Annotated in this window: 11 protein-coding genes; 6 read left to right on the top strand and 5 right to left on the bottom strand. The window is 73.3% G+C overall.

Annotation, left to right across the window (positions count from 1 at the left end):
- Positions 1–80 precede the first annotated feature (80 nt).
- Complete coding sequence (locus tag WMF33_RS45065) at positions 81–3,089, top strand: Eco57I restriction-modification methylase domain-containing protein (protein ID WP_437334348.1); 3,009 nt, start codon at positions 81–83, stop codon at positions 3,087–3,089.
- Positions 3,090–3,188: 99 nt separating this feature from the next.
- Here WMF33_RS45065 and WMF33_RS45060 read toward each other — a convergent pair whose 3' ends face one another.
- A complete protein-coding gene (locus tag WMF33_RS45060) occupies positions 3,189–3,659 on the bottom strand; it encodes a response regulator (protein ID WP_061629380.1) in 471 nt (156 codons plus the stop codon).
- 615 nt (positions 3,660–4,274) lie between these two features.
- A complete protein-coding gene (locus WMF33_RS45055) occupies positions 4,275–6,581 on the bottom strand; it encodes an SdrD B-like domain-containing protein (protein WP_437334347.1) in 2,307 nt (768 codons plus the stop codon).
- 908 nt (positions 6,582–7,489) lie between these two features.
- Between WMF33_RS45055 and WMF33_RS45050 the strand changes: the two genes are divergently transcribed.
- The 3 genes from WMF33_RS45050 to WMF33_RS45040 all read left to right on the top strand — a co-directional run bounded on the left by WMF33_RS45050 (position 7,490) and on the right by WMF33_RS45040 (position 12,600).
- Positions 7,490–8,884, top strand: a complete 1,395-nt coding sequence (locus WMF33_RS45050) for a hypothetical protein (RefSeq protein ID WP_437334346.1) — start codon at positions 7,490–7,492, stop codon at positions 8,882–8,884.
- 210 nt (positions 8,885–9,094) lie between these two features.
- A complete protein-coding gene (locus WMF33_RS45045) occupies positions 9,095–11,062 on the top strand; it encodes a zinc-ribbon domain-containing protein (protein ID WP_437334345.1) in 1,968 nt (655 codons plus the stop codon).
- A gap of 551 nt (positions 11,063–11,613) precedes the next feature.
- Entirely contained in the window at positions 11,614–12,600 is a 987-nt protein-coding gene (locus WMF33_RS45040; protein WP_437334344.1) for an Rpn family recombination-promoting nuclease/putative transposase, read from the top strand.
- Positions 12,601–12,616: 16 nt separating this feature from the next.
- Here the strand turns inward: WMF33_RS45040 and WMF33_RS45035 are convergent, their stop codons facing one another.
- Together WMF33_RS45035 and WMF33_RS45030 are read right to left on the bottom strand one after the other, a co-directional pair.
- The gene (locus WMF33_RS45035) at positions 12,617–14,347 is read right to left on the bottom strand and encodes a DUF11 domain-containing protein (protein WP_437334343.1); all 1,731 of its coding nucleotides are present in this window, start codon (positions 14,345–14,347) and stop codon (positions 12,617–12,619) included.
- A complete protein-coding gene (locus WMF33_RS45030; protein ID WP_437334342.1) occupies positions 14,344–16,164 on the bottom strand; it encodes an OmpA family protein in 1,821 nt (606 codons plus the stop codon). Before WMF33_RS45030 ends, WMF33_RS45035 begins: the two co-directional genes overlap by 4 nt.
- 305 nt (positions 16,165–16,469) lie before the next feature.
- On the opposite strand from WMF33_RS45030, the gene WMF33_RS45025 reads away from it, so the two are divergent.
- Positions 16,470–17,018 carry an HD domain-containing protein gene (locus WMF33_RS45025; protein WP_437334341.1) on the top strand — a complete coding sequence of 183 codons (549 nt, stop codon included), beginning with the start codon at positions 16,470–16,472 and terminating at the stop codon, positions 17,016–17,018.
- Between the two features lie 87 nt (positions 17,019–17,105).
- Here the strand turns inward: WMF33_RS45025 and WMF33_RS45020 are convergent, their stop codons facing one another.
- Positions 17,106–18,545 carry an FAD-binding oxidoreductase gene (locus WMF33_RS45020; protein ID WP_437334340.1) on the bottom strand — a complete coding sequence of 480 codons (1,440 nt, stop codon included), beginning with the start codon at positions 18,543–18,545 and terminating at the stop codon, positions 17,106–17,108.
- 463 nt (positions 18,546–19,008) lie between these two features.
- Here WMF33_RS45020 and WMF33_RS45015 point away from each other — a divergent pair, with 463 nt between their 5' ends.
- Positions 19,009–19,395, top strand: a complete 387-nt coding sequence (locus WMF33_RS45015; protein ID WP_061621380.1) for an SPW repeat protein — start codon at positions 19,009–19,011, stop codon at positions 19,393–19,395.
- The last annotated feature ends 14 nt before the right edge of the window (positions 19,396–19,409 follow it).

Raw genomic sequence — 19,409 nt, 5'->3', positions numbered from 1 at the left:
GCCGCCGCGGCCGGGCGCGCCCCGGCGCCGGGGCTCTTGCCTGCACCCCGTCCTATCCGCAATGCTCGTGCGGATCCCGCGTGTCCTCGGAATGCCCTCAGCTCGGCGCCTCCCCGCGCTGCGACCGTGAACGGGTCGACCCTCCCGCGTCGCGCGCGTCGGGCGCGTCGCACGATCTCCAGACCGACCGCGCGATCGAGGCCGGCGCGCTCGGCGAGCGCCTCCGGCCGCCCGATCCGCCGGCCGACGGCGTGGCCAGGCAGCTCCGCGAGCAGGCGCAGGGCGCGCTCGGCGAGCTCCTCCGCGGCTTCCAGTCGGCCGACCGGCAGGGCGGGGACGCGGCCTCGGGCGGCTCCGCCGCAGGGCGACGGCGGCTCCACGCCGGCCTCGTGACCGCGATGATGCGGCTCATCCTCCTCCTCTACGCCGAGGCGCGCGGCCTGCTCGCCGGCGCGCCCGACGGCGGCGCGCCCGACGGCGGCGCGCCGCTCACGCGGCTCTTCGAGGAGCTGGAGGCGGAGCGGCGGGGGGGCGGCGACCTCGAGCACCGCCACGGCGCGTGGGCCCGCGTCGCGGCGCTCTCCCGCGCGCTCGAGGGCCGCGGCCCCGCGGGCGCGCGCGGCGGCCTCTGCGACCCCGGCGCGCACCCCCTGCTGGACGGTCGACCCTGGCTCAGCGATGGCGCGCTCCACCGCGTGCTCGCCGCGCTCCTCGTGCACGACGGCGCGCCGGTGCGCTACGCCGAGCTCGAGGTCGAGCACATCGGCACGCTCTACGAGGGCCTGATCGCCTTCGATCTCGAGCTGGCCGAGGGCGAGTCGATGGCGCTCCTGCCGTCCCACGTGGTCGTCGACCTGGAGGCGCTCCTCGCCCTCCCGGGCGGCGAGCGGCTCGCGCGGCTCGAGGAGGCGGCGGACCTCAGGCTCGGCGCGCGCCTCGCCGCCGGCGTGGCCGCGGCGGGCAGCGTGGCCGAGCTGTCGCAGGCGCTCGCGCGCCGCGCTTCCCCGCGGCAGCCGGGCCGGATCGCGCGGGGCACGCTCTACCTCCAACCCGGGCAGCTCCGGCGGCGCGCCGGCTCCTACTACACGCCGCGGGACATCACGCGCCACGTCGTCGAGCGCACGCTGTCGCCGCTGCTCGCGAGGGCCGGCCGCCCGTCGGCGCCGGAGGAGATCCTCTCGCTCGCGGTGTGCGATCCCGCGATGGGCTCTGGCGCGTTCCTGGTGGAGGCGTGCCGTCAGCTCGCCGCGCACCTCGTCGCCGCCTGGCAGCGCGCCGGCGCGACGCCGGGGCTCGCCCCGGAGGAGCCGCCGCTCCGCCGCGGGATGGCGCTCGTGGCCGAGCGTTGCCTGTACGGCGTCGACCTCGACCCGCTCGCGGTCGATCTCGCCCGGATCTCCCTCTGGCTCGTCGTGCAGGACGCGCGCGTTCCGCCGAGCTTCGTCGACGCGAAGCTCCGCTGCGGCGACAGCCTCATCGGCGCCGAGCGCGCGGACGTCGGCGCCTTCCCGGCCGCGGCGTGGTCGCGCGGCGGGCCCGCGGACGCCGCCGTGGAGCGCAGCGGCCGGCGGGCCCTGTCGCGGCGGGCTCCAGCGCGCCGGACGCCGGCGCTCGCCGAGGGGGCCACGCGCGAGGAGCTGGCGCGCGCCGAGGAGCTGGCGCGCGCCGAGGGGGCGGCGCGCGACGCGCCGGCGCTTGCCGAGGGAGCGGCGCGCGAGGAGCTGGCGCGCGCCGCGGGGGCGACGCGCGACGCGCCGGAGCGCGACGGGGACGCCGATGAGGCGGCGCTCGACGCCTGGATGGCCCTGTGGTTCTGGCCGTCCGAGGGCGAGCTCGCGGCCCTGGCGCCGGGGCCGGCCACGTTCGCGCGCTACATGGCCGCGGCGCGCGATCCGGCCGACCCGCGGGCGGCGCTGTCGCGCCGCATCGCCGAGGAGCGCCGGTTCCTGCACTGGGAGCTCGCGTTCCCCGCCGCCTTCGATCGCCCGGAGCCCGGCTTCGACGCCGTGATCGGCAACCCGCCCTGGGTCGCGTACGTCGGCCGGGCCGCGCAGCCGATCGCGCCCGAGGTCTTCAACCTCTATCTCCGGAGGAACCCGGCCTTCCACGGCTACCGCTCGCTGCACGGTCTGTTCGTGCACCGGGCCGCGTCGCTGCTCCGGCCGGGCGGGCGGCTCGGCCTCGTCATCCCCACCTCGGTGTCGGACCTCGATGGCTACGGCCCCACGCGGCGCGCGCACGACGCGCTCTGCGCCGTCGACCCCGATCTCCCGAGCTTCGGCAGCGACGCGTTCGAGGGCGTGTTCCAGCCGTGCATGGGCCTCCTCTCGACCCGCCTCCCGCCCGCGTCGCCCCGGCCCGCGGCGACGGCTCCCTGGCCGCTCGCGCGCTCCGATCTCGACGGCGTGTCCCGGCGGCTCCTCGATCGGCTCGGCGCGCTCCGCCCGCTGCCGGCCGCGCTGTTCGGGGAGCGCGGCTTCCAGACGACCGCCGAGGACGCCGAGCGCATCCGGCGCGCGGATGTCCCCGTGCCGCCGTACACCTGCCCCATCCGCGAGGGCACCGACGTCGGCGAGCTCATCGCGCGCGCGCCGCGCCACCACGTCGATCGCGCGGGCGTGAAGGGCCGCTTTCGCAAGGACGAGGACTGGAAGGCGGTGCGGCTGCTCATCCGCCAGACCGCCCGCTACCCGATCGTCGCGCTGAGCGACGGCCTGCCGTTCCGCAACTCGATCCTGGCCGGCTTCTGCGACGCCACGTGGAGCGAGTTCGCGCTGCTCTGCTACCTCAACTCCTCTCCTGTGCGCTGGTGGCATTACACCCGACACCGGGACGCGCGCGAGGGCATGCCGCAGGTGAAGATCGCGCACCTGCGGGCGATCCCGGCGCCCCCGCCGGCGCGCGCCGACCTGATCGGCGCGCTCGACGCGCTCGGGCGGGAGCTCGGCCCGGCGAACGCGGGCCTGCCTGCGGAGGCCCGGCGCCACCTGGACGGCGTGGTGGCGAGCATGCTGGAGATGACCGAGGAGGAGCGGATCTGCGTCGCGCGCTGGGCCGAGGCGACGCCGCTCCCGCGTCCGGACGGCTGAGCGGCGTCCGGCGACGCGCGGCCGTGCGGCGACGCGCGGCCGTCCGGGTGCGCGCGCAGGGCGACCGCGGGCGTCCGGCGGCGCACCTCGTCGGCGGCGTCAGTAGCCGCCGTCGAAGCCGGGGGCGTCCTTCAGGTTGAACAGGACGCTGCGGAGATCATCCAGCTCGAACGGCTTCTCGAAGACCGCGGAGGCGCCCAGGCTGCGCGCGGCCGCGTGGAGGTGCGGATCGCCGAAGGCCGTGATCAGGATGACCGGCGGCCGGCGCCTCAGCTCGGCGAGGCCCTCCAGGATCTCCATCCCCGAGAAGCAGGGCATCTGGATGTCGCTGACGATCACGTCGATCGGCTCTGGGGGCTCTTTGCCACCGAGCCAGGGCGCCACCTTGTCGAGCAGCTCGAGGCCGTTGCGCGCCTCGGAGACCTCGAACCCGTCGCGGCGGAGCGCCAGCGCGAGCGTGGAGCGCATGTCGTCGTCGTCTTCGGCCAGGACGATATGCTGGCCTTTGCCGAACAGGCCGCAAGGCGGGACCAAGGGCTTGTCGCCAATCCAGCTTTCCGTCAGGTTCATGGCAGCTTCTCCTTCTTCTCGCCCGCCCCCGGATGCGTCCTCGGGCCGTCCACCGCGGTCCTCGGCGCTCAGCCCCGCAGGATTTGCAGCGCCCGTGCCACGCTGTCCTGCTTTGCGATGGAGCGGGCTCGACGATGGAGTCGCGCCGCGCGCGGGCCGCTGTCCGCGGCGTAGGCAGTGTCGACAGGAGCCACCTTCCGGGCGGTAGGGGCAATTTGCCGCGCAAGGGGCAGAACACGCCCACCCGCGTGGGGCACTTCCGTGCGCCCTGCCCGGCGGGGGGCGGGATATCGCTGTGCGGTGGCGATTCGCCGCCGCGCGCCGGCGTTCCACGGGGGCGGCGGCGGTCGGGCGTCGCGCGCCCGGCGCGGCGATCGACCCGCGCCTGGGAGGCCGCTCATCGGAGGGGTCAGCGACCTTGGAACAGCCGGAACGGCCGCGGAGCTCGAGGAGCTTGAACAGCGATGAGGCTGCCGCTCGCTGACGAGATCGTCCGGTGGAGAGCAGCGGGGGAGGGGAGATGCGTGGGGGAGGTGGAGATGGGGCCAGCGCCGGCGCGCTCGATGCAATCGCTCGGGGAGGGCGCTGGCCCCAGGGGGTGCTCGCGTCTACCGGTCAGCGGCAGCCGCGGTCGTGATCGCGGTCGTCGTCGCAGTTCAGGTCGTCGCGGTGCGGCGCGCAGAGGTGGCCGTTGTTGTAGTCGTCGAGCTTCTCGGCCAGCGGCTCGCCGCTCGCCCAGGGCGAGTTCCTGCCGCTCTCCTTCACGTTGCTGCCGAGCGGGTACTTCTTGAGCCAGGCGTCGGCCGCGGCGATGGTGCTCTCGATGCAGCTCGACTGGTTGCCGATACCGACGTTGAGCTTGGCGACGATGAGGTGCTTCGCGATGATGTACGTGACGTCGCCCTTGGTCGGGCGGCTGATGATGTCGAGGAGCTGGGACTTCGTGTACGTCTTGCCGCCGATGGTCAGCTTCGAGACCTTCCACGCGTCCGGGTGGTTCTTCCAGTAGCCGGGGGAGCCGGTGCCGGGCGACGCGCACCTGCAGGTCCCGCAGTCGGCCGCGCAGGTCGAGCAGTTCTCGACGCCCGCCTTGCAGACGCCATCGCCGCAGACCGGCGGGCACGCGCCGCAGTCGGCCGCGCAATTGCTGCAGGTCTCACCGGCCTCGCAGACGCCGCTGCCGCAGACCGGCGGGCAGATGCCGCAGTCGCTCGGGCACTCGAGGCAGTTCTCGCCCGCCTCGCAGCTGTTGTTGCCGCAGACCGCGGGGCAAGCGCCGCAGTCGCCGGCGCAGTTCGAGCAGTCCTCGCCGGTCTCGCAGACGTTGTTGCCGCAGACCGCGGGGCAGGCGCCGCAGTCGTCCGAGCAGCTGCCGCAGTCCTCGCCGGCCTCGCACGTGCCGTTGCCGCACACGGGCGGGCAGGCGCCGCAGTCGTCCGCGCAGCTCCCGCAGCTCTCGCTCGCGTCGCAGGTGCCGTCGCCGCAGACGGGCGGGCAGACGTCGCAGTCGGCGCTGCAGCTGCCGCAGTCCTCGCCGGCCTCGCAGGTGCCGTTGCCGCAGACGGGCGGGCAGACGCCGCAGTCTACGGCGCAGGTGGAGCAGCTCTCGTCGCCGCCGCAGACGCCGTTGCCACAGGAGAGCTGGTAGCCGAAGTCCGCGTCGAGCAGGTCCTGCGCCCAGCCGAGCGAGACGGTGCCCACGTTGTCGAGGCCGCCGTCCGGGTCGGCCGTCGGCTCCTGCCCGGCGAGCGGGCCGCTCGTCATGAAGTTGTCGGCGGTGATGACCACCGAGTAGGTGCCCGCCGAGAGCGTGTCGAAGAGGTAGAAGCCGGGCTGGCCGGTGTAGGGGCTGTTGCCCGTGACGGTGAAGTCGACCAGCTGGTCGCCCTGGAACAGCTCGACGCGGACGCCGTTGACGCCGAGCTCGCCCGTCTCCGGCTCGTAGAGCCCGTCGGCGTCGCTGTCGAGCCAGACCGTGTCGCCGATCGACGAGTACGTCACGTAGCCGAAGTCGGCGTCGGTCACGTTCTCTCCCGCGTCGAGCGACACGGCGAGCGGCTCGTCGTCGGTGGTCAGGAGGTGCCCGAGCGGCAGCGTCGCGTCGTCGACGGCGACGACGTAACAGCCCGCCTCGAGCTCGCTGAAGCGGTAGACGCCGTTCGCGCCGGTCGCGGTCGTCTGGAGGGCGGCGCCGTCGGCGGATCCGTCGCAGTTCGTGTCGGCGAAGAGGTCGACGACGACGCCGGAGATGCCGAGCTCGGAGGCGTCCTCGAGGCCGTCGGCGTTCGCGTCGAACCACACCTTGTCGCCGATCGTGCCCTTCGGCGCCGTGTAACAGACCTCGAGGAGCGGGCGGTAGGAAAGGTCGGTGTGGGCGCTGCCTTTATAAGAGGTCTTGCCGGAGGAGCCCTCCTCGAGGAGGATGCCGTAGCTCGGCGAGATCCCGCTCACCCAGTCCTGCACGAGCCCGGTGAGGTCGACCGAGCTCCATCCCGTGACGTTGGGCACGAACGAGGTGAACGAGGCGGGGTCGATGGCGCCGAGGTTGTTCCAGGTGACCAGCGACTCGTCCCAGGGGGCGAGCACCTGGTGGACGTACACGGTCTTGGCCGTGCTCGTGTAGGTCAGGGCGTAGAACTTGGCCGACGTGACGAGCGAGCCCGCGGGGATGGGGCTCAGATCGAAGCGGAACAGGGCGCGCTTCTCGCCGACGGTGCTGGAGTACCCGGTGTTGACTTCATGGGGGGACGGGACGTGATAGCTCGGGGCGAGGCTCCAGATCTCGGCGTTGTAGATGTCGCCCAGGACACCCCGCTTGATCACGGTGCACGTGGGCGACGGCGCAGAGGTGTTGGCGAGGCTGGTCGCGGTGATGAACAGGGTGGCGAGCGCGGCGGAGGAGGCGATTGCGATCTGCTTCATTGGTAGCTCCTTGAGGTCCTCACGGGTGAACCATTGCGGGAGCGTCATCCGAATAGCAGGCACCATGGCGCACGGGCCAGGCGAGGTCGGTTTCGCGGGCTCCTATCGGACTGAGCCCCGCGGGCCGATCTGGATCAGATCAGGTACGCGGGTGCTTTGGCTTCGATCGGAGAGCGGATGCGCAAAGGGACAGTGTTCAAACTAGCAACTCGGTCCTTGAAGTGTCCAGATCTTTTTTTCGGGGAGACACCAAAAAAACACCGAGGTGCGAAGTGACAATTTTGGGTCGTGCGGTGACGCTTTTGGGCCGTTTGCGTCCTGCGGAAGAGGAGCGCAGGGACGAGCGGGCTCCGCGGCAATGCATCTTCGATCTCCGGTCGTCGGTCGCCGGTCGTCGATCGTGCTCGCGTGCTCGGCCCAGGGCCGAACACGACCGGATCAGGCGCGCGGGAGTGCCCGACGAGATTTGATGTAGAGTGCGCACGAGACCATTTTTCAAGATAACGAATCTCCGCTTCGCATGTCTAGATCCTTTTCCGGGGCGCGATGCGTTTTGTGCGTGCTTGAGTGCTTTGGCCTACGCCTTGAGCCAGGGAGGCGGGCGCCGGTCGTCCACCGCCTGCCGCAGGGGCCCACACCCGCCGCGCCGGAATCGCGCCTGCTTTGCGCCGGCCTCGCCGCCTCGTCGCCTCGTCGCCCCGCCGACGAGGCGACGAGGCGGCGCCGGCGCCCGGGGCGGGCGCTGCCGCGCTTCGCCCGCGCCGCCCTGGACGAGGGCGCGCGAAGGAGCCGCGGCGCGCCGCGCGGACGGCCGGCTCACGCCGGGCTCTCGCGCGGCGCACCGCGCGGGCTGAGGCCCGCGAGCCTGCCGGCTGCCGTCCGCGCGCGGGCGCTGCTAGGGTTCGGCCGTGGGACGCCCGCTGCTCGCCTCGCCGGCCCTGCTCCTCGCGTCGCTCGCGTCGCTCGCGGTTTCGAGCACGAGCGCCGCGCAGGGACAACCGACGCTGAGCGGGGCCTGGACCGCGAGCGCGCTCTCCGAGCAGTGGTCCATCGACGCGTGGGGGGAGGCGTGCGGGCCCAGGCCGCGCCCGCAGGGCGCCCCGGGCGGCGCCGTGCAGATCCAGCAGCACGGCTCGGAGCTCTCCATCTCGGGCGCCGGCCGGTCGTGGAGCACCGCCGAGTGCTGGGAGCAGATGCCCGGGCTCGCGCGCAGCAAGCACTCGGCCTCCGGCGACGTGCGCTCCTGGCAGACGCGCTGCACGACCCCGCCGAACGACCCCCGCCGGGCCGTGGTCACCACGACGACGCAGGCGACCGACGCCAGCATCCGCATGGTGGAGACGGGGCAGTACCAGTTCATCATCCAGGACACGACCTGCAGCGCCTCCGTGACGAGGACGCGGACCTACACGCTCGTCCGGCGCGAGGGCGAAGCGCCCCCCGCGGCGAGCGCGCCGCCGCCCGCGGCGAGCGCGCCGCCCGCGGCGAGCGCGCCGCCCGCGGCGAGCGCGCCGCCCGCCGCCTCCGAGAAGAAGCCCGCTCCTCCGCGCACCTGCGACGCCCCCGGCGAGCCCGCGCGCCTCGAGGTCACGCCGTCGCGCAAGCTCATGCGGCCGGGCGAGCGCTTCCAGTTTCGCGCGCTGGTCATGGACGCCGCGGGGTGCGCGCTCCCGACCAGGCCCGCGTGGTCGATCGCGCCGGGGCCGCTCGCGTCCGCCGCGACGGTCGACGCGACGGGCGCCCTCTCGCTCGGCGCGGACGCGGGCGAGGGGTCGCTCGGCCTCGTGGCGTCCGTCGCCGGCAAGGGCGTGACCGTCGCGATCGAGGTGACGAGCCCCGATCGGTACGACGCGCTCCTCGCCACGAGCGGCCTCAACGAGGCCGGCGAGAGCGATCAGGCCGCCGTCGCGGTGATCGCGGCCGGCACCATCGGCGGGCGCACGACCTCGGGCGAGGACGTCGGGCGCGAGCGCAAGAACCTGTTCGTCGCCATCGTGGGCGGGGTCGCCGCCTGCCTCGGCTTCGCGGGGTTGATCCTGCTGCGCCGCGGCCGCCGGCGCGCCGGCGAGCTCGAAGGCCCCGCCTCGACGGGCGGCGGCCTCGGCGAGCGCGGCGGCGCCGGGGCGGACGATGCGCCGGCGTCCTCCGGGGCCGCGCTCGCGGCGCCGGCCGCGGGCGGCGCGGGGCCGGTCGGGCCGACGCCGCGCGCTCGTGGAAAGATCTGCCCTACCTGCGGCGACCGTTATCCGGGCGAGGCGATGTTCTGCGGCAAAGACGGCACGCAGCTGGTCTTGCTCAACTGAGCGCGGCGCCCTTCGCGCGTCGCGCGGGGCACGGACACGCGCTGCGTCATCTCGCTGCACCGCGCCGCGGTGGACACAAAAAAGGCCGGCTCCTTGATCGGTCTCGCGCGGTCCCGCTATCCTCCGTCAACCGACCGGGCCGCGTGATTGTGCGCGTGTGTGGTCGTTGAACCCATGCCCGCAGGCCGGAACGGGAAGGGCGACAGTCGCATGAAGATTACGTGTGAGTCGTGCCAGGCGAAGTACACGATTGCGGACGAGAAGGTCGTCGGCAAGACGGTCAAGATCAAATGCAAAAAATGCAACCACGCGATGGTCGTCCACGGCGCGAGTGAGGCTGCCTCGGCCCCGTCGCAGGACGCCACCGTGGGGCAGCAGGGCGACCTCGCGGAGGACGCCGACGCGAAGCTCGTGGCCGACGCCGGCGGCGCGCCCTCGACGGCGGCGCCCGACGAGTGGACCGTCAACGTCGCCGAGGGCGACGAGCGGACCATGACGACCGCCCAGCTCGTGACCGAGTACGGGCGCGGAGCGCTGAGCAACGACACGTACGTCTGGAAAGAGGGGATGAGCGACTGGCTCCCGATCGCCAGCGTCCCCGAGCTCAAGGAGCGATTTTCCTCCCGGGACGATGCGGCGCCGGCGGCGGATGCGGCGGCCGCTGCGGTCGCGACGTCTGCGCCTGCTGCTGCGGCGGCGCCCGCGGCGGTGCCGGCGCCTGCCGCCACACCCGCGCCGGCGCCTGCCGCCGTGCCCGCGGCTGCGGCGGTGCCGACGCCTGCGGCGGTGCCCGCGGCGGCTGCTGCGCCGGTCCCCGTGGCGCCGGCGCCGGCCGGGCTCAGGTTCGGCCCCGAGGGGACCGTGGTCATGAAGGAGGCGAAGCGCGCGCCGGTGCCGGCGGCGTCTGCGGGGGCTGCCGCGGCGGCGTCTGCGGGAGCTGCCGCGGCGGCGTCTGCGGGGGCTGTCGCGGCGGCGCCGGCTGCGGGGGCTGCCGCGGTTGCGCCGGCCGCCGACGGCGGCGCGGCCGCGGGCGCGCCTGCCGCTGCTGCGCCTGCCACGGCGGCGCGCCGCCCGGGCCGCGCGGCCGCGGTCGACGTTTTCAGCGCCGCCGCCGCCGAGCGGGTCACCGAGCCGGCACCGTCGGCCCCGCCGCCCGGCGGCGATCGTCAGGTGGGCGAGCGCAACGAGAACTCCGTCCTCTTCTCGCTCTCGGCGCTCACCGCGACCGAGAACGCGGCCAAAGAGAAGCAAGAGGAGACCCCGGCCGGCCGGCGTTTGTCGAGCCGCCCCGCGAAGAACAACGGGCGCACCGGCTACGACGACCTACTGAACCTCGGCGGCGGCGCGATCGCCTCCGCGCCGATGCTCGCGCCCCCGCCCCTGCTCGCGCCGGTGACGGACTCGCGGCCGCCGCCGTCGCTGTCGGCCTCGGCCAAGTCGTCGGTGCCGCCCCCGCCGCTCCTGCCGCTCTCCCCGATGGCGGCGACGGAGCCCTCGGCCAAGAAGGGCCGCCTGGGCCTGATCGCCGCCGCGGTCGCCGCGGTCGTGCTGATCGGCGGGGTCGCCTTCTTCTTCATGCAGTCGCCGAAGGAGGACACGTCCACGACCACGCCGGAGCAGACGAACGCTGCCCCTGCAGAGGTGCCGAGCCCGGCGGCGACGCCGGAGCCCGCGCCGACGCCGACCGAGACGGCGGCGGCCGCCACGCCGCCGCCCGCGGAGACGGCGGCGCCGGCCGCCGAGGAGCCTGCCGCGTCGGCGGCGGCCCCGGATCAGCCGGCGCCCAGCGCGGCGGCCGAGAAGCCGGCGGACAAGGGGCGGCCGTCGTCCGCGCCTGCGCCTGCTGCAGCGGCGGACAAGCCGGCGGCGTCGAAGCCCGCGGCGGAGCCGGCGCCTTCCGGCGGCGGCGGCGAGTTCAACCGCGGCGCCGCGAGCTCGGCGCTCGGCGCGGCGGCTGGGTCCGCCAAGAGCTGCAAGAAGGCCGGGGGGCCGACGGGCACCGGGAAGGTCAAGGTCACCTTCGCGCCGAGCGGCAACGTCACGTCGGCCGAGGTGCAGGGCGCGCCCTTCGCCGGGACGAGCGTCGGCGGCTGCGTGGCGCGGTTGTTCCGCGGCGCGCGCGTGCCCGCCTTCGGCGGCGGGCCGGTCTCGGTCAGCAAGTCGTTCACCATCAACTGAGCTCGTCTCGAGCCAGCCTCGCGTTCCTGATTCCTCTCGGGTACGCAGGTCTCGCCGAGTCGCCCGGCCCCCTCTCCGGGGGCCTACCGCCCGGCGCGTGAGCGGGGAGGGACTTGGGCGACGCGACGCTCGCGTCCCGCCGTCTAGGAGCCCGGTCACGGACGGCTGCGTTTGTCGCCGGTCGCGGTGGCCTCGCGACGGGGGAAACATGGGCTGAGCTCCGTCGCCGGCGTGCGGCGCCCGAGGTAGTGGAGGCGGCGATCGAGGTCGCGCCCTCCGCCCGTTGCCCGAGGTAATCCGCACGAGGTGATCCCATCAGCAGGGCGAGCAGCACAGGCGCGCGTGTGAATGACGATTGAGAGATGACACGGATTCCCTCGCCGTAATTGCGCGACACCGCTCGATGTCATTTCACAAATTGTGTCTAAAATTAACTATCTTTTCGTGGCCAACATGTCTGTGGCTTGCTAGCCAATCTTCATCGAAGGCAGCGCGCCGCCGATCCGGTGCTCGGTGGTGCCAGACCGACATCCGCCATGGAGTGAGGATGGATGGCGCCCACCCCTCATGACGCGCTGTTCAAGTCCACGTTCAGCCAGCCGGAGCACGCGGCCGGGGCGCTGCGCGAGGCCCTGTCGGCGGCGCTTGCCGCCCGCATCGACTTGGGGTCGCTGACGCTGCAACCTGGCAGCTTCATCGACGAAGCGCTCGCCTCGAGCCACAGCGACCTGCTCTTCACCGCCAGGCTGGAGCAGGCGCCGCTGTTCATCTACGTGATCTTCGAGCACCAGAGCACGACGCATCCGCTGATGGCGTTTCGGCTGCTCGCGTACATGGTGCGGATCTGGCAAGGCTACCTGGAGCGCCACCCGAAGGCGATGCTCCTCCCGGCGATCCTGCCGGTGGTGCTGCACCACAGCAAGACCGGCTGGAGCGCGGCGGTCTCGTTCCAGGATTTGCTGGACGTGCCGCCGGAAACGCTGGCGCTGATGGCCGAGCATGTGCCGCAGTTCCGGTTCGTGCTGGACGACATCAGCGAGGAGACGGACGAGGCGCTGCGAGCGCGGGCGATGACGGCGCTGGGGCGGCTGGTGCTGTGGTGCTTCCGGCATGCGCGCGCTCCCGAGGAGCTGGTGCGGCGCCTGTCGGCGTGGAGGGAGGTGGTCCAGGAGGTGCGTCGGGCGCCCGGCGGAGCAGCTGCGCTTGCGCGTGTATGGCGGTATATCTTGACCGTCATCGACCCGCGCCGGCCCGGGAAGGTGCTGCAGAGGCTGCTCATGGCGGCGGGACCGGAGGCCAAGGAGGAGATCGTGACCATCGCAGATTACCTTCGCGAGGAGGGCCGGCTGGCGGGCGAGCGAGAGGGCCGGCTGGAAGGGCAGCGAAGCATGCTGCTGAAGCTGCTCCGCCTGCGCTTCGGCGAGCTACCCGAGCCGATCGAGGCGCGCATCCGCGCCGCCGATGCAGGGCAGATCGAAGGCTGGACCGAACGCGTGCTCACCGCGCCCACGCTGGACGACGCTCTGGCCGAGCGCTGACGCCGCGCCCCTCGCGCTACGCGCGGCGCCGCCTGCGGAGGAGCCCCGCCAGCGCGAGCCCAGCGAGCCAGCCGGCGCTGCCATCCCCGCCTCCCGGGCTGGTCGCGCAAGGGCCGATCATGCCGCTCCCCGCGGCGTAGAAATCCTCCGGCTCCACCGCGACCTCGGTCGGCGGCGCGCCGGCGGCGGCGCCGTTGCCGTCCGTCGGGTCGTCGCTCACCGGCGCGCCGAGCGCGCCCGCCGCGGCGATCCGCGCCTGGTTCTTGATGACGTTCGGCGCGTCCGCGTCCACCGTGACCTCGAAGCGCACCGTGACGCTCCCGTCGACAGGGATGCCGCCGCCCTTCGCGCCGTCCGCCCCCTCGCCCAGCCGGAACGTGACGGTCCGCGTCTGCGGATCGTACTCGCCGAGATCGTCTCCAGGCCTGTCCGTCTGAGGACCGGCGTTCGGCCCCTCGACGATCGAGAGCGAGCCCGGGACGAACGTCACGCCGGGCGGCAGCACGTCGGTCAGCACCGCGCCCACGGCGTCGTCGTTGCCGGTGTTCGTCGCCGTGATGCGGTATTCGATGGCGTCGCCGCGGTACGTCGGCAGCCCGCCGACGTCGGTCGCCACCTTGGTCGACTTGCTGAAGTCGGGCCCGAAGTTGGAGATCGACGTCACCCACCCCGCGAGGAAGTACAGCTCGTCCGTGCTCGTGGCGACGAGCGTCGCCCGATCGTCCCCAGGCGTGAGCTTCGAGCTGACATCCACGATGTCGATGTCGACCCCCGACATGCTCTGGGGCGTGCCCGCGATCCTCGGGAGATCGCCCTCCACCGACACCGGCTCTCCGAGGGCCGATCGGGTGCTGTTGAAGAAGTTGTCCGCAGGGTTGAGCGCGTCGCTCAGCGCCTCGGCCACGTCGGGCTTCCCAGGGTTCTTGGGATTGAAGAACACGCTGTCGCCAGAGCTCGTGTTGTCGCCCTCGAACGCGACGATGCCCAGCTTCGCCACGAAGCCGGCGTCGGGCACCTTGAAGCCCGAGAGCTCGACCTGCTGCCAGCCCACGTCGGAGACCCGGTCGAGCCCGTCGAACAGCGCGAGGTTGCGCATCGGCGATCTCGGCGCCTCGTAGAACACCACCATCCACCACGCCGCGAAGACCACGTCGTCGTCGCGGTCCCTGACGTCGACGACGTCCACGCCGCCCACCCGGTAAGCCCCCGCGCCGCTCTCCTTCACGATCGAGGTGATGTCGGCGACGGACTGGTAGTTGTGCGACTCCTTGGGCTTGCCCTGGTTGATCACCGTCTCGACCGAGTCGATGGAGGTGACCTTGCCCTCGAAGCCGCCCTCGTGGTGGAGCTCCACCTCGGTATCGGCGCCGCCGCCGTTGCGCGCGGCCCAGTACAGGAACGCGTGCGTCACCGTCGCCCCCTCGGGCAGCGTCAGCACCGCGGTCGTGCGCGCCATCTCCGGGGTGATGTCGAGGTTCGCCTCCGCGCTGCCGTCCGCCGGCGAGTCGGACCGCCAGAAGAGATCGGGCCCCGACTCGGCGGTCGACGCTCCGCAGGCGCCGACCGTGCCCTCCTTGGGCCTCGGCGTCGAAGAGCGGCACTCCTGCCCGAGCGAGCTCCCGATGAGGGCGAAATCGCCCTTCTGATCGACCTGTATACGCAGCTTGGGCTCGGCCGTCGCGCTGGCGGTCGTGAGGCCCATCAGCGTGAGCGACGCGAGCCCGGTGATGCCCAACTGCTTTCTCATCGATCCTCTCCGGTTTCGACCTGCGGCTTGTACGCGGCCTTCTTGATGATGATGAACTGGACACGGCGATTCCGCTGCCGCCCCTCCTCCGTCGCGTTGTTGTCGAGGGGCTGGTCCCGGCCGTAGCCCTGCGCCGTCAGCCGCGTCGAGTCGATGCCGCGGCGGACCAGCGCCGCCATGACGGAGTTGGCGCGGTTCTGCGACAAGACCCGGTTGTGCTCGTCGGTGCCCCGATCGTCGGTGTGACCCTGGATCTCGATGAGCACGATCTCCGGGTGCTCCTTCAGCACCTGGGCGACCTCGTCGAGCAGCGGATCGCTCACCGGCTTGATGGTGGCCTTGTCCGTGTCGAACTGCACCTGCTGCAGGATCACGACGTTCTTGTCGGTCACCCGCACCGCCTTCGGGCAGCCGTGCTTCTCGGGGTCCGGATCCGCGAAGCCCTTCTCCCTCGGGCAGGCGTCCTTGTCGTCGCGGAACGTGTCGCCGTCCGTGTCGGCCGGGCAGCCGTTCTTCGCCGGGTCCTTCGAGCGGGGCCCCTTGACCTCGGGGCAGGCGTCCTCGCCGTCGGGCACGCCGTCCTCGTCCTGGTCCGGCGGGCAGCCGTTCTTGCGCGGATCGTCGCTCGCGACGCCGGCGACGAACGGGCACGCGTCCTCGCCGTCGGGGATGCCGTCGTTGTCGCGGTCCGGCGGCGGCGGGCAGCCGTGCTTGCGCGGGTCGGCGCTCGCGACGCCGGCGACGAACGGGCACGCGTCCTCGCCGTCGGGGATGCCGTCGTTGTCGCGGTCCGGCGGCGGCGGGCAGCCGTGCTTGCGCGGGTCGGCGCTGCGCTCGCCCGCCACCTTCGGGCAGGCGTCCTCCGGATCGGGGATACCGTCCCTGTCCCCGTCCGGCGGCTGCTCCGGCGTGAAGGCGGCCATGGCGACGACGCGCAGGTCGGGCGTGCCGATCCCCGAGGTGAGCCCCGGCCCGACGCCGACGCCGGCCTCCAGGAAGGGGAGGAATCGATACCGGGCGTCGAGGAGGAGCTCGGCGTTGATCGAGCGGCTGCTGATGTCCTCGAGCACCATCGCGGTGGTGAGCTCCGGCCCCACCTGGAGCCGGTCGCCGAGGGCGAGGAACCCGACGCCGCCGCCCAGGGTGAGCATCGTCCCCTGCGCCACGCCGCCGAACGACTGGGAGCGCCGGAGCTCGGTGCCCAGCGAGCTCGACCAGACGAGGCGATCCAGGCGGCCGCCGGCGGCGAGGTAGGGCATCGCGCGGACGTGGCCGTCGCTCACGAACGAGTCGGCCGCGCCCGTGGGCAGCCAGAGGTACGCGCCGATCGCGAGCTGGAGCGGGTCGTGGTAGGTGCCATAGAGCTGCACGCGCGCGCCGAGCCGCAGGTCGCCGAGCTCCGCGCCGCTCGGGGACGCGAACTCGCGGCCGCCGCCGTTCGGGTTCTCGCCCGACTGGAGCGCGGTGAGCGGCGCGTCGAGGTCGAAGCTCACCTTGTTCCAGAGCGGGAGCGACGCGTTGAGCCGGAACGTGAGCTGATCGCTGACGACCGCGCCGATCTCGGCGCCGTCGCGCGCGCGCCGCAGGACGAGCGGATTGCTCGCGTAATCGGCCATCAGCATCACGTGGGGCGTCAGGTGGCCCGGCGCGAACGGCGACGGCACGCTGAACATGCGGTCCCCGGCCGGCGCCGGGACGAAGCGGCTCAGGGCCATGCCGTCGGGCTTGACGGGCGCGTCCTGCGCGCGGGCGAGCGCGGGCACGGCGGCGAGGGCGGCCAGCGCGGCGGCCAGCGAGCAGAAAGACCGAGATCTCATGAGGTGGCACCCTGCGTCGGCGGGTTTCGCATGACGGGTTAAGCCGCTATCGCGGACCAGTATACCGGCCGACAACTGCGGAGTCTTGGGCAACGAGCGACGTGGTCTACATCTTCGTAGGACTTGCGCACACCTCCCCGGACCCTCTGAACGAACGGCTCCCGGACCGGCGCGGCGTCCGGGCGGGCTGCGGTCGGCGCGCGGCGCGCGGCCTCTTCGGGACGGAGGTCCCGGCGGCGGGGGCGGCTCACGTTCGAGCGCCTGCGCTCTGGACGACGAGCGGCTATGGTTGGCGGGACACCGCGATGGGCATCCTCCTCAAGCGCGCGCTCGACCAGGCGGCGGTCTGGCACCGAGCACAGAAGCGCAAGTATCCGAACGCCGACGTCCCCTACATCAGCCACCTCGCCGGCGTCGCGGTCCTGCTCGCGCGCCACGGCTTCGACGACGAGGTGGTCGCGGCCGGCGCGCTGCACGACGCCATGGAGGACCAGGGCGTCACGTTCGACGAGCTGCTCCAGCACTTCGGCGAGCGCGTCGCCACGCTCGTCCGCCACGTGACCGAGCAGGACCGGGCGCTGCCCTGGGAGGACAGGAAGCGCCTCTATCTCGAGGCGTTCCCCAAGAAGCCCTGGGAAGCGCAGGCGATCACGCTGGCCGACAAGATAGACAACTTCCAGTCCATCATCGTCTGCTCGCGCGAGCACGGCGACCCGTGGTCGATGTTCAAGCGCGGCAGGGACGCGCAGATCGCCAGGTTCGAAGAGCTGCGCGCGATGTCCCGCGCGCTGCCGCCGCACCCGCTCCTCGACGAGTACGGCGCCGTGCTCGACGAGCTCCTGTCGACGGGCTGAGCCCCCCGGACCGCCGGCCGCGCGCGGGCCGCCGCGCCCGGCCCGCCGCGGCGATCCGGGCGAACACCTGCGCTCCGGGCGGCGCGATCACGGCGCGGCGCGCTCGTCCGGCGCGCCGCCCTGGGCCGCGCGGCCTGCGGGCACCTCCGCCGCCTCCGGCGGAGCGGGCGGGATCGACCGGGCGAAGCGGAACACCTCGCGCGGGTCCCACCGCGCCTTGATGGCCGCGAGCCGCGCGGCGTTCGGGCCGTAGTAGGCCGCGAGCCAGCCCTCGACCTCCGCGTCGACGTAGTTGATGTAGGCGCCGCGCACGTGGGGCAGCATCGCGCGGCGGAGGCCCTCGACCCAGGCGACGCACTCCGCTTCTTCCGCGGCCGCGGTCCAATAAGCCTGATATTGGAGGCTCCACAGCGCGCGCCGGTGCGGGAACGCCGTCGCGTCGGGCGCGACCCGGCCGACGGCGCCGCCATAACCGTCGAGCTGGACGAGGCACTTCGGGGTCGGCGCGCGCGAGAGCGCGGCGGCGAGGGTCGCGATGGCCTCGGCCCCGAAGCGCTCGTACGCATAGGCCGACGTGTTCTTGTAGCTCGCCTGCTCCTGGCGCGGGTGCACCGTCCATCGCTCGGGATCGCCGCCGAGCCCCCCGAGCCGGCCCACGGCGTTGAGGTAAGGCATGGTCTCGATCGACGCGCTGGAAGGCTCGGCCCCGCGCGTGGAGGAGAAGAGCGGCTGGATCAGCCGACGCAGCTCCTCGCCCCGCCCGAGGAGCTGGCCCATGCACGAGATGTCGCCCGAAGCCGCCGCCGGGAGCTTGAGGATGCACGTCAGTCGCTCGTCGGCGTGCGGCGCGAACGTCTGCCACGCCTCGAACACCCGCTCGAGGTCGGCCCACGGCCAGGAGATCCTGAAGATCGAGACGTCGGAGATCGGGTGTGTCTTGAACGTGAAGGAGGTGACGATGCCGAAGTTGCCGCCCCCACCGCCCTGGCAGGCCCAGAAGAGATCGGGGTTGTCCTCCGCGTCGGCCCGGACCACCTCGCCGCCCGCGGTGACCATCTCGACGGCGAGGAGGCTGTCGCAGGTGAGGCCGAGCGCGCGGGAGAGGAGGCCGAACCCGCCGCCCAGCGTGAGCCCCGCGATGCCGACCGTGGGGCACGAGCCCGCAGGGAGGGTGACGCCGACCTGCCAGAGCGCGTCGTAGACGGTGATGAGATCCGCGCCTGCGCCGATGACGGCGATCCCGCGCTCGCGGTCGACGCGGACGCTCCGTAGGTCGCTCACGTCGATGACGAGCCCGTCGTCGACCACGGAGAACCCCTCATAGCTATGCCGCCCGCTCCTCGCCCGGATCTCCGCGCCTCGCGCGGTCGCCCAACGAATGGCATTCACGACGTCCTGCGCGTCCTGGCAAAACACGATGGCGCGAGGAGATCGCGAGAAGCGCGCGTTGTGCACCTCGCGCGCGTCGTCGTAGCCGGGATCGCCGGGGAGGACGACACGGCCGGTGAGCCGCGGCGCCGAGCTCATGACCGGCGCTTCGCCCGCGCGCAGGTCAGATTGCGCGGCGCGGCAGCCGCGCGCGCTGCCCGCCGGCCGACGCGAGATCCGGCCTGCATGCACGGAACCTGCGCCCCGCGGGGGTCGCGTCAAGCGCGGCCCGCCCCACGCCCGCCCGCGCCGGCCGCCGCCCCGTGCCGGCCGCCGCCCCGTGCCGGCCGCCGCCCCGTGCCGGCCGCCGCCCCGTCGCCGCCCCGTGCCGGCCCCGCCCCGTGCCGGCTCGCGCGCGCGCGCACGCCGCGCTCCCTCCCTGTGAGCACGCGCTCGCTCCCCGTGAGCACGACAAGCACCCTCGCGCCCGTCCCGGACGAGGAATAACCGCCCTGCTCTCCGGGGCGCGCGGCGCCACGCCGCCGGCTGCGCGCGCGCTGACGACCGCTCTCCGGCACATACGATGCACCGCCGTGCGGGGAGCTCCTCCAAGGAGGGACCGATGAAGCTGATGTCTCCCCGACTCCATGGGTACGTCGACTACGCGATCGTCGTCCTGCTCGCGCTCGCGCCGCTCGCGCTCCGCTTCGGGCCGGTGCCGACGGCGGTCTCTTATGTCACCGCCCTGACGCACCTCGTCGTGACGCTGCTGTCCGATCAGCCGCTCGGCGCCGCCAGGAAGATCCCGTTTCCGGTGCACGGCGCGCTGGAGTCCTCCCTCGGCGTCGGTCTCATCGCCTCGCCCTGGCTGTTCGGCTTCTCCGCCGAGGGCCCGGCGCGGATCTTCTCCGTCGTCGCCGGGCTCGCGATCGTGCTCGTCGTCCTCACGACGAGGTACGCGGCCGGCGTCCTCTCCCGGCCGGAGCCCTACGATCGCTACGATCGCTGAGCCGCGCGGGCGCC

It is taken from the genome of Sorangium sp. So ce394, from assembly GCF_051474665.1.
GTDB lineage: Bacteria > Myxococcota_A > Polyangia > Polyangiales > Polyangiaceae > Sorangium > Sorangium cellulosum_D.
Note: the sequence above shows the minus strand (reverse complement) of the source record. Positions and strands in the feature narration are given on the sequence as shown.

What these genes read in the sequence shown, in the direction of transcription:
- WMF33_RS45055 (WP_437334347.1), bottom strand. Translation starts at nt 6,581, where the DNA reads ATGAAGCAGATCGCAATCGCCTCCTCCGCCGCGCTCGCCACCCTGTTC.
- WMF33_RS45025 (WP_437334341.1), top strand. Translation starts at nt 16,470, where the DNA reads ATGGGCATCCTCCTCAAGCGCGCGCTCGACCAGGCGGCGGTCTGGCAC.
- WMF33_RS45035 (WP_437334343.1), bottom strand. Translation starts at nt 14,347, where the DNA reads ATGAGAAAGCAGTTGGGCATCACCGGGCTCGCGTCGCTCACGCTGATG.
- WMF33_RS45060 (WP_061629380.1), bottom strand. Translation starts at nt 3,659, where the DNA reads ATGAACCTGACGGAAAGCTGGATTGGCGACAAGCCCTTGGTCCCGCCT.
- WMF33_RS45040 (WP_437334344.1), top strand. Translation starts at nt 11,614, where the DNA reads ATGGCGCCCACCCCTCATGACGCGCTGTTCAAGTCCACGTTCAGCCAG.
- WMF33_RS45045 (WP_437334345.1), top strand. Translation starts at nt 9,095, where the DNA reads ATGAAGATTACGTGTGAGTCGTGCCAGGCGAAGTACACGATTGCGGAC.
- WMF33_RS45015 (WP_061621380.1), top strand. Translation starts at nt 19,009, where the DNA reads ATGAAGCTGATGTCTCCCCGACTCCATGGGTACGTCGACTACGCGATC.
- WMF33_RS45020 (WP_437334340.1), bottom strand. Translation starts at nt 18,545, where the DNA reads ATGAGCTCGGCGCCGCGGCTCACCGGCCGTGTCGTCCTCCCCGGCGAT.
- WMF33_RS45030 (WP_437334342.1), bottom strand. Translation starts at nt 16,164, where the DNA reads ATGAGATCTCGGTCTTTCTGCTCGCTGGCCGCCGCGCTGGCCGCCCTC.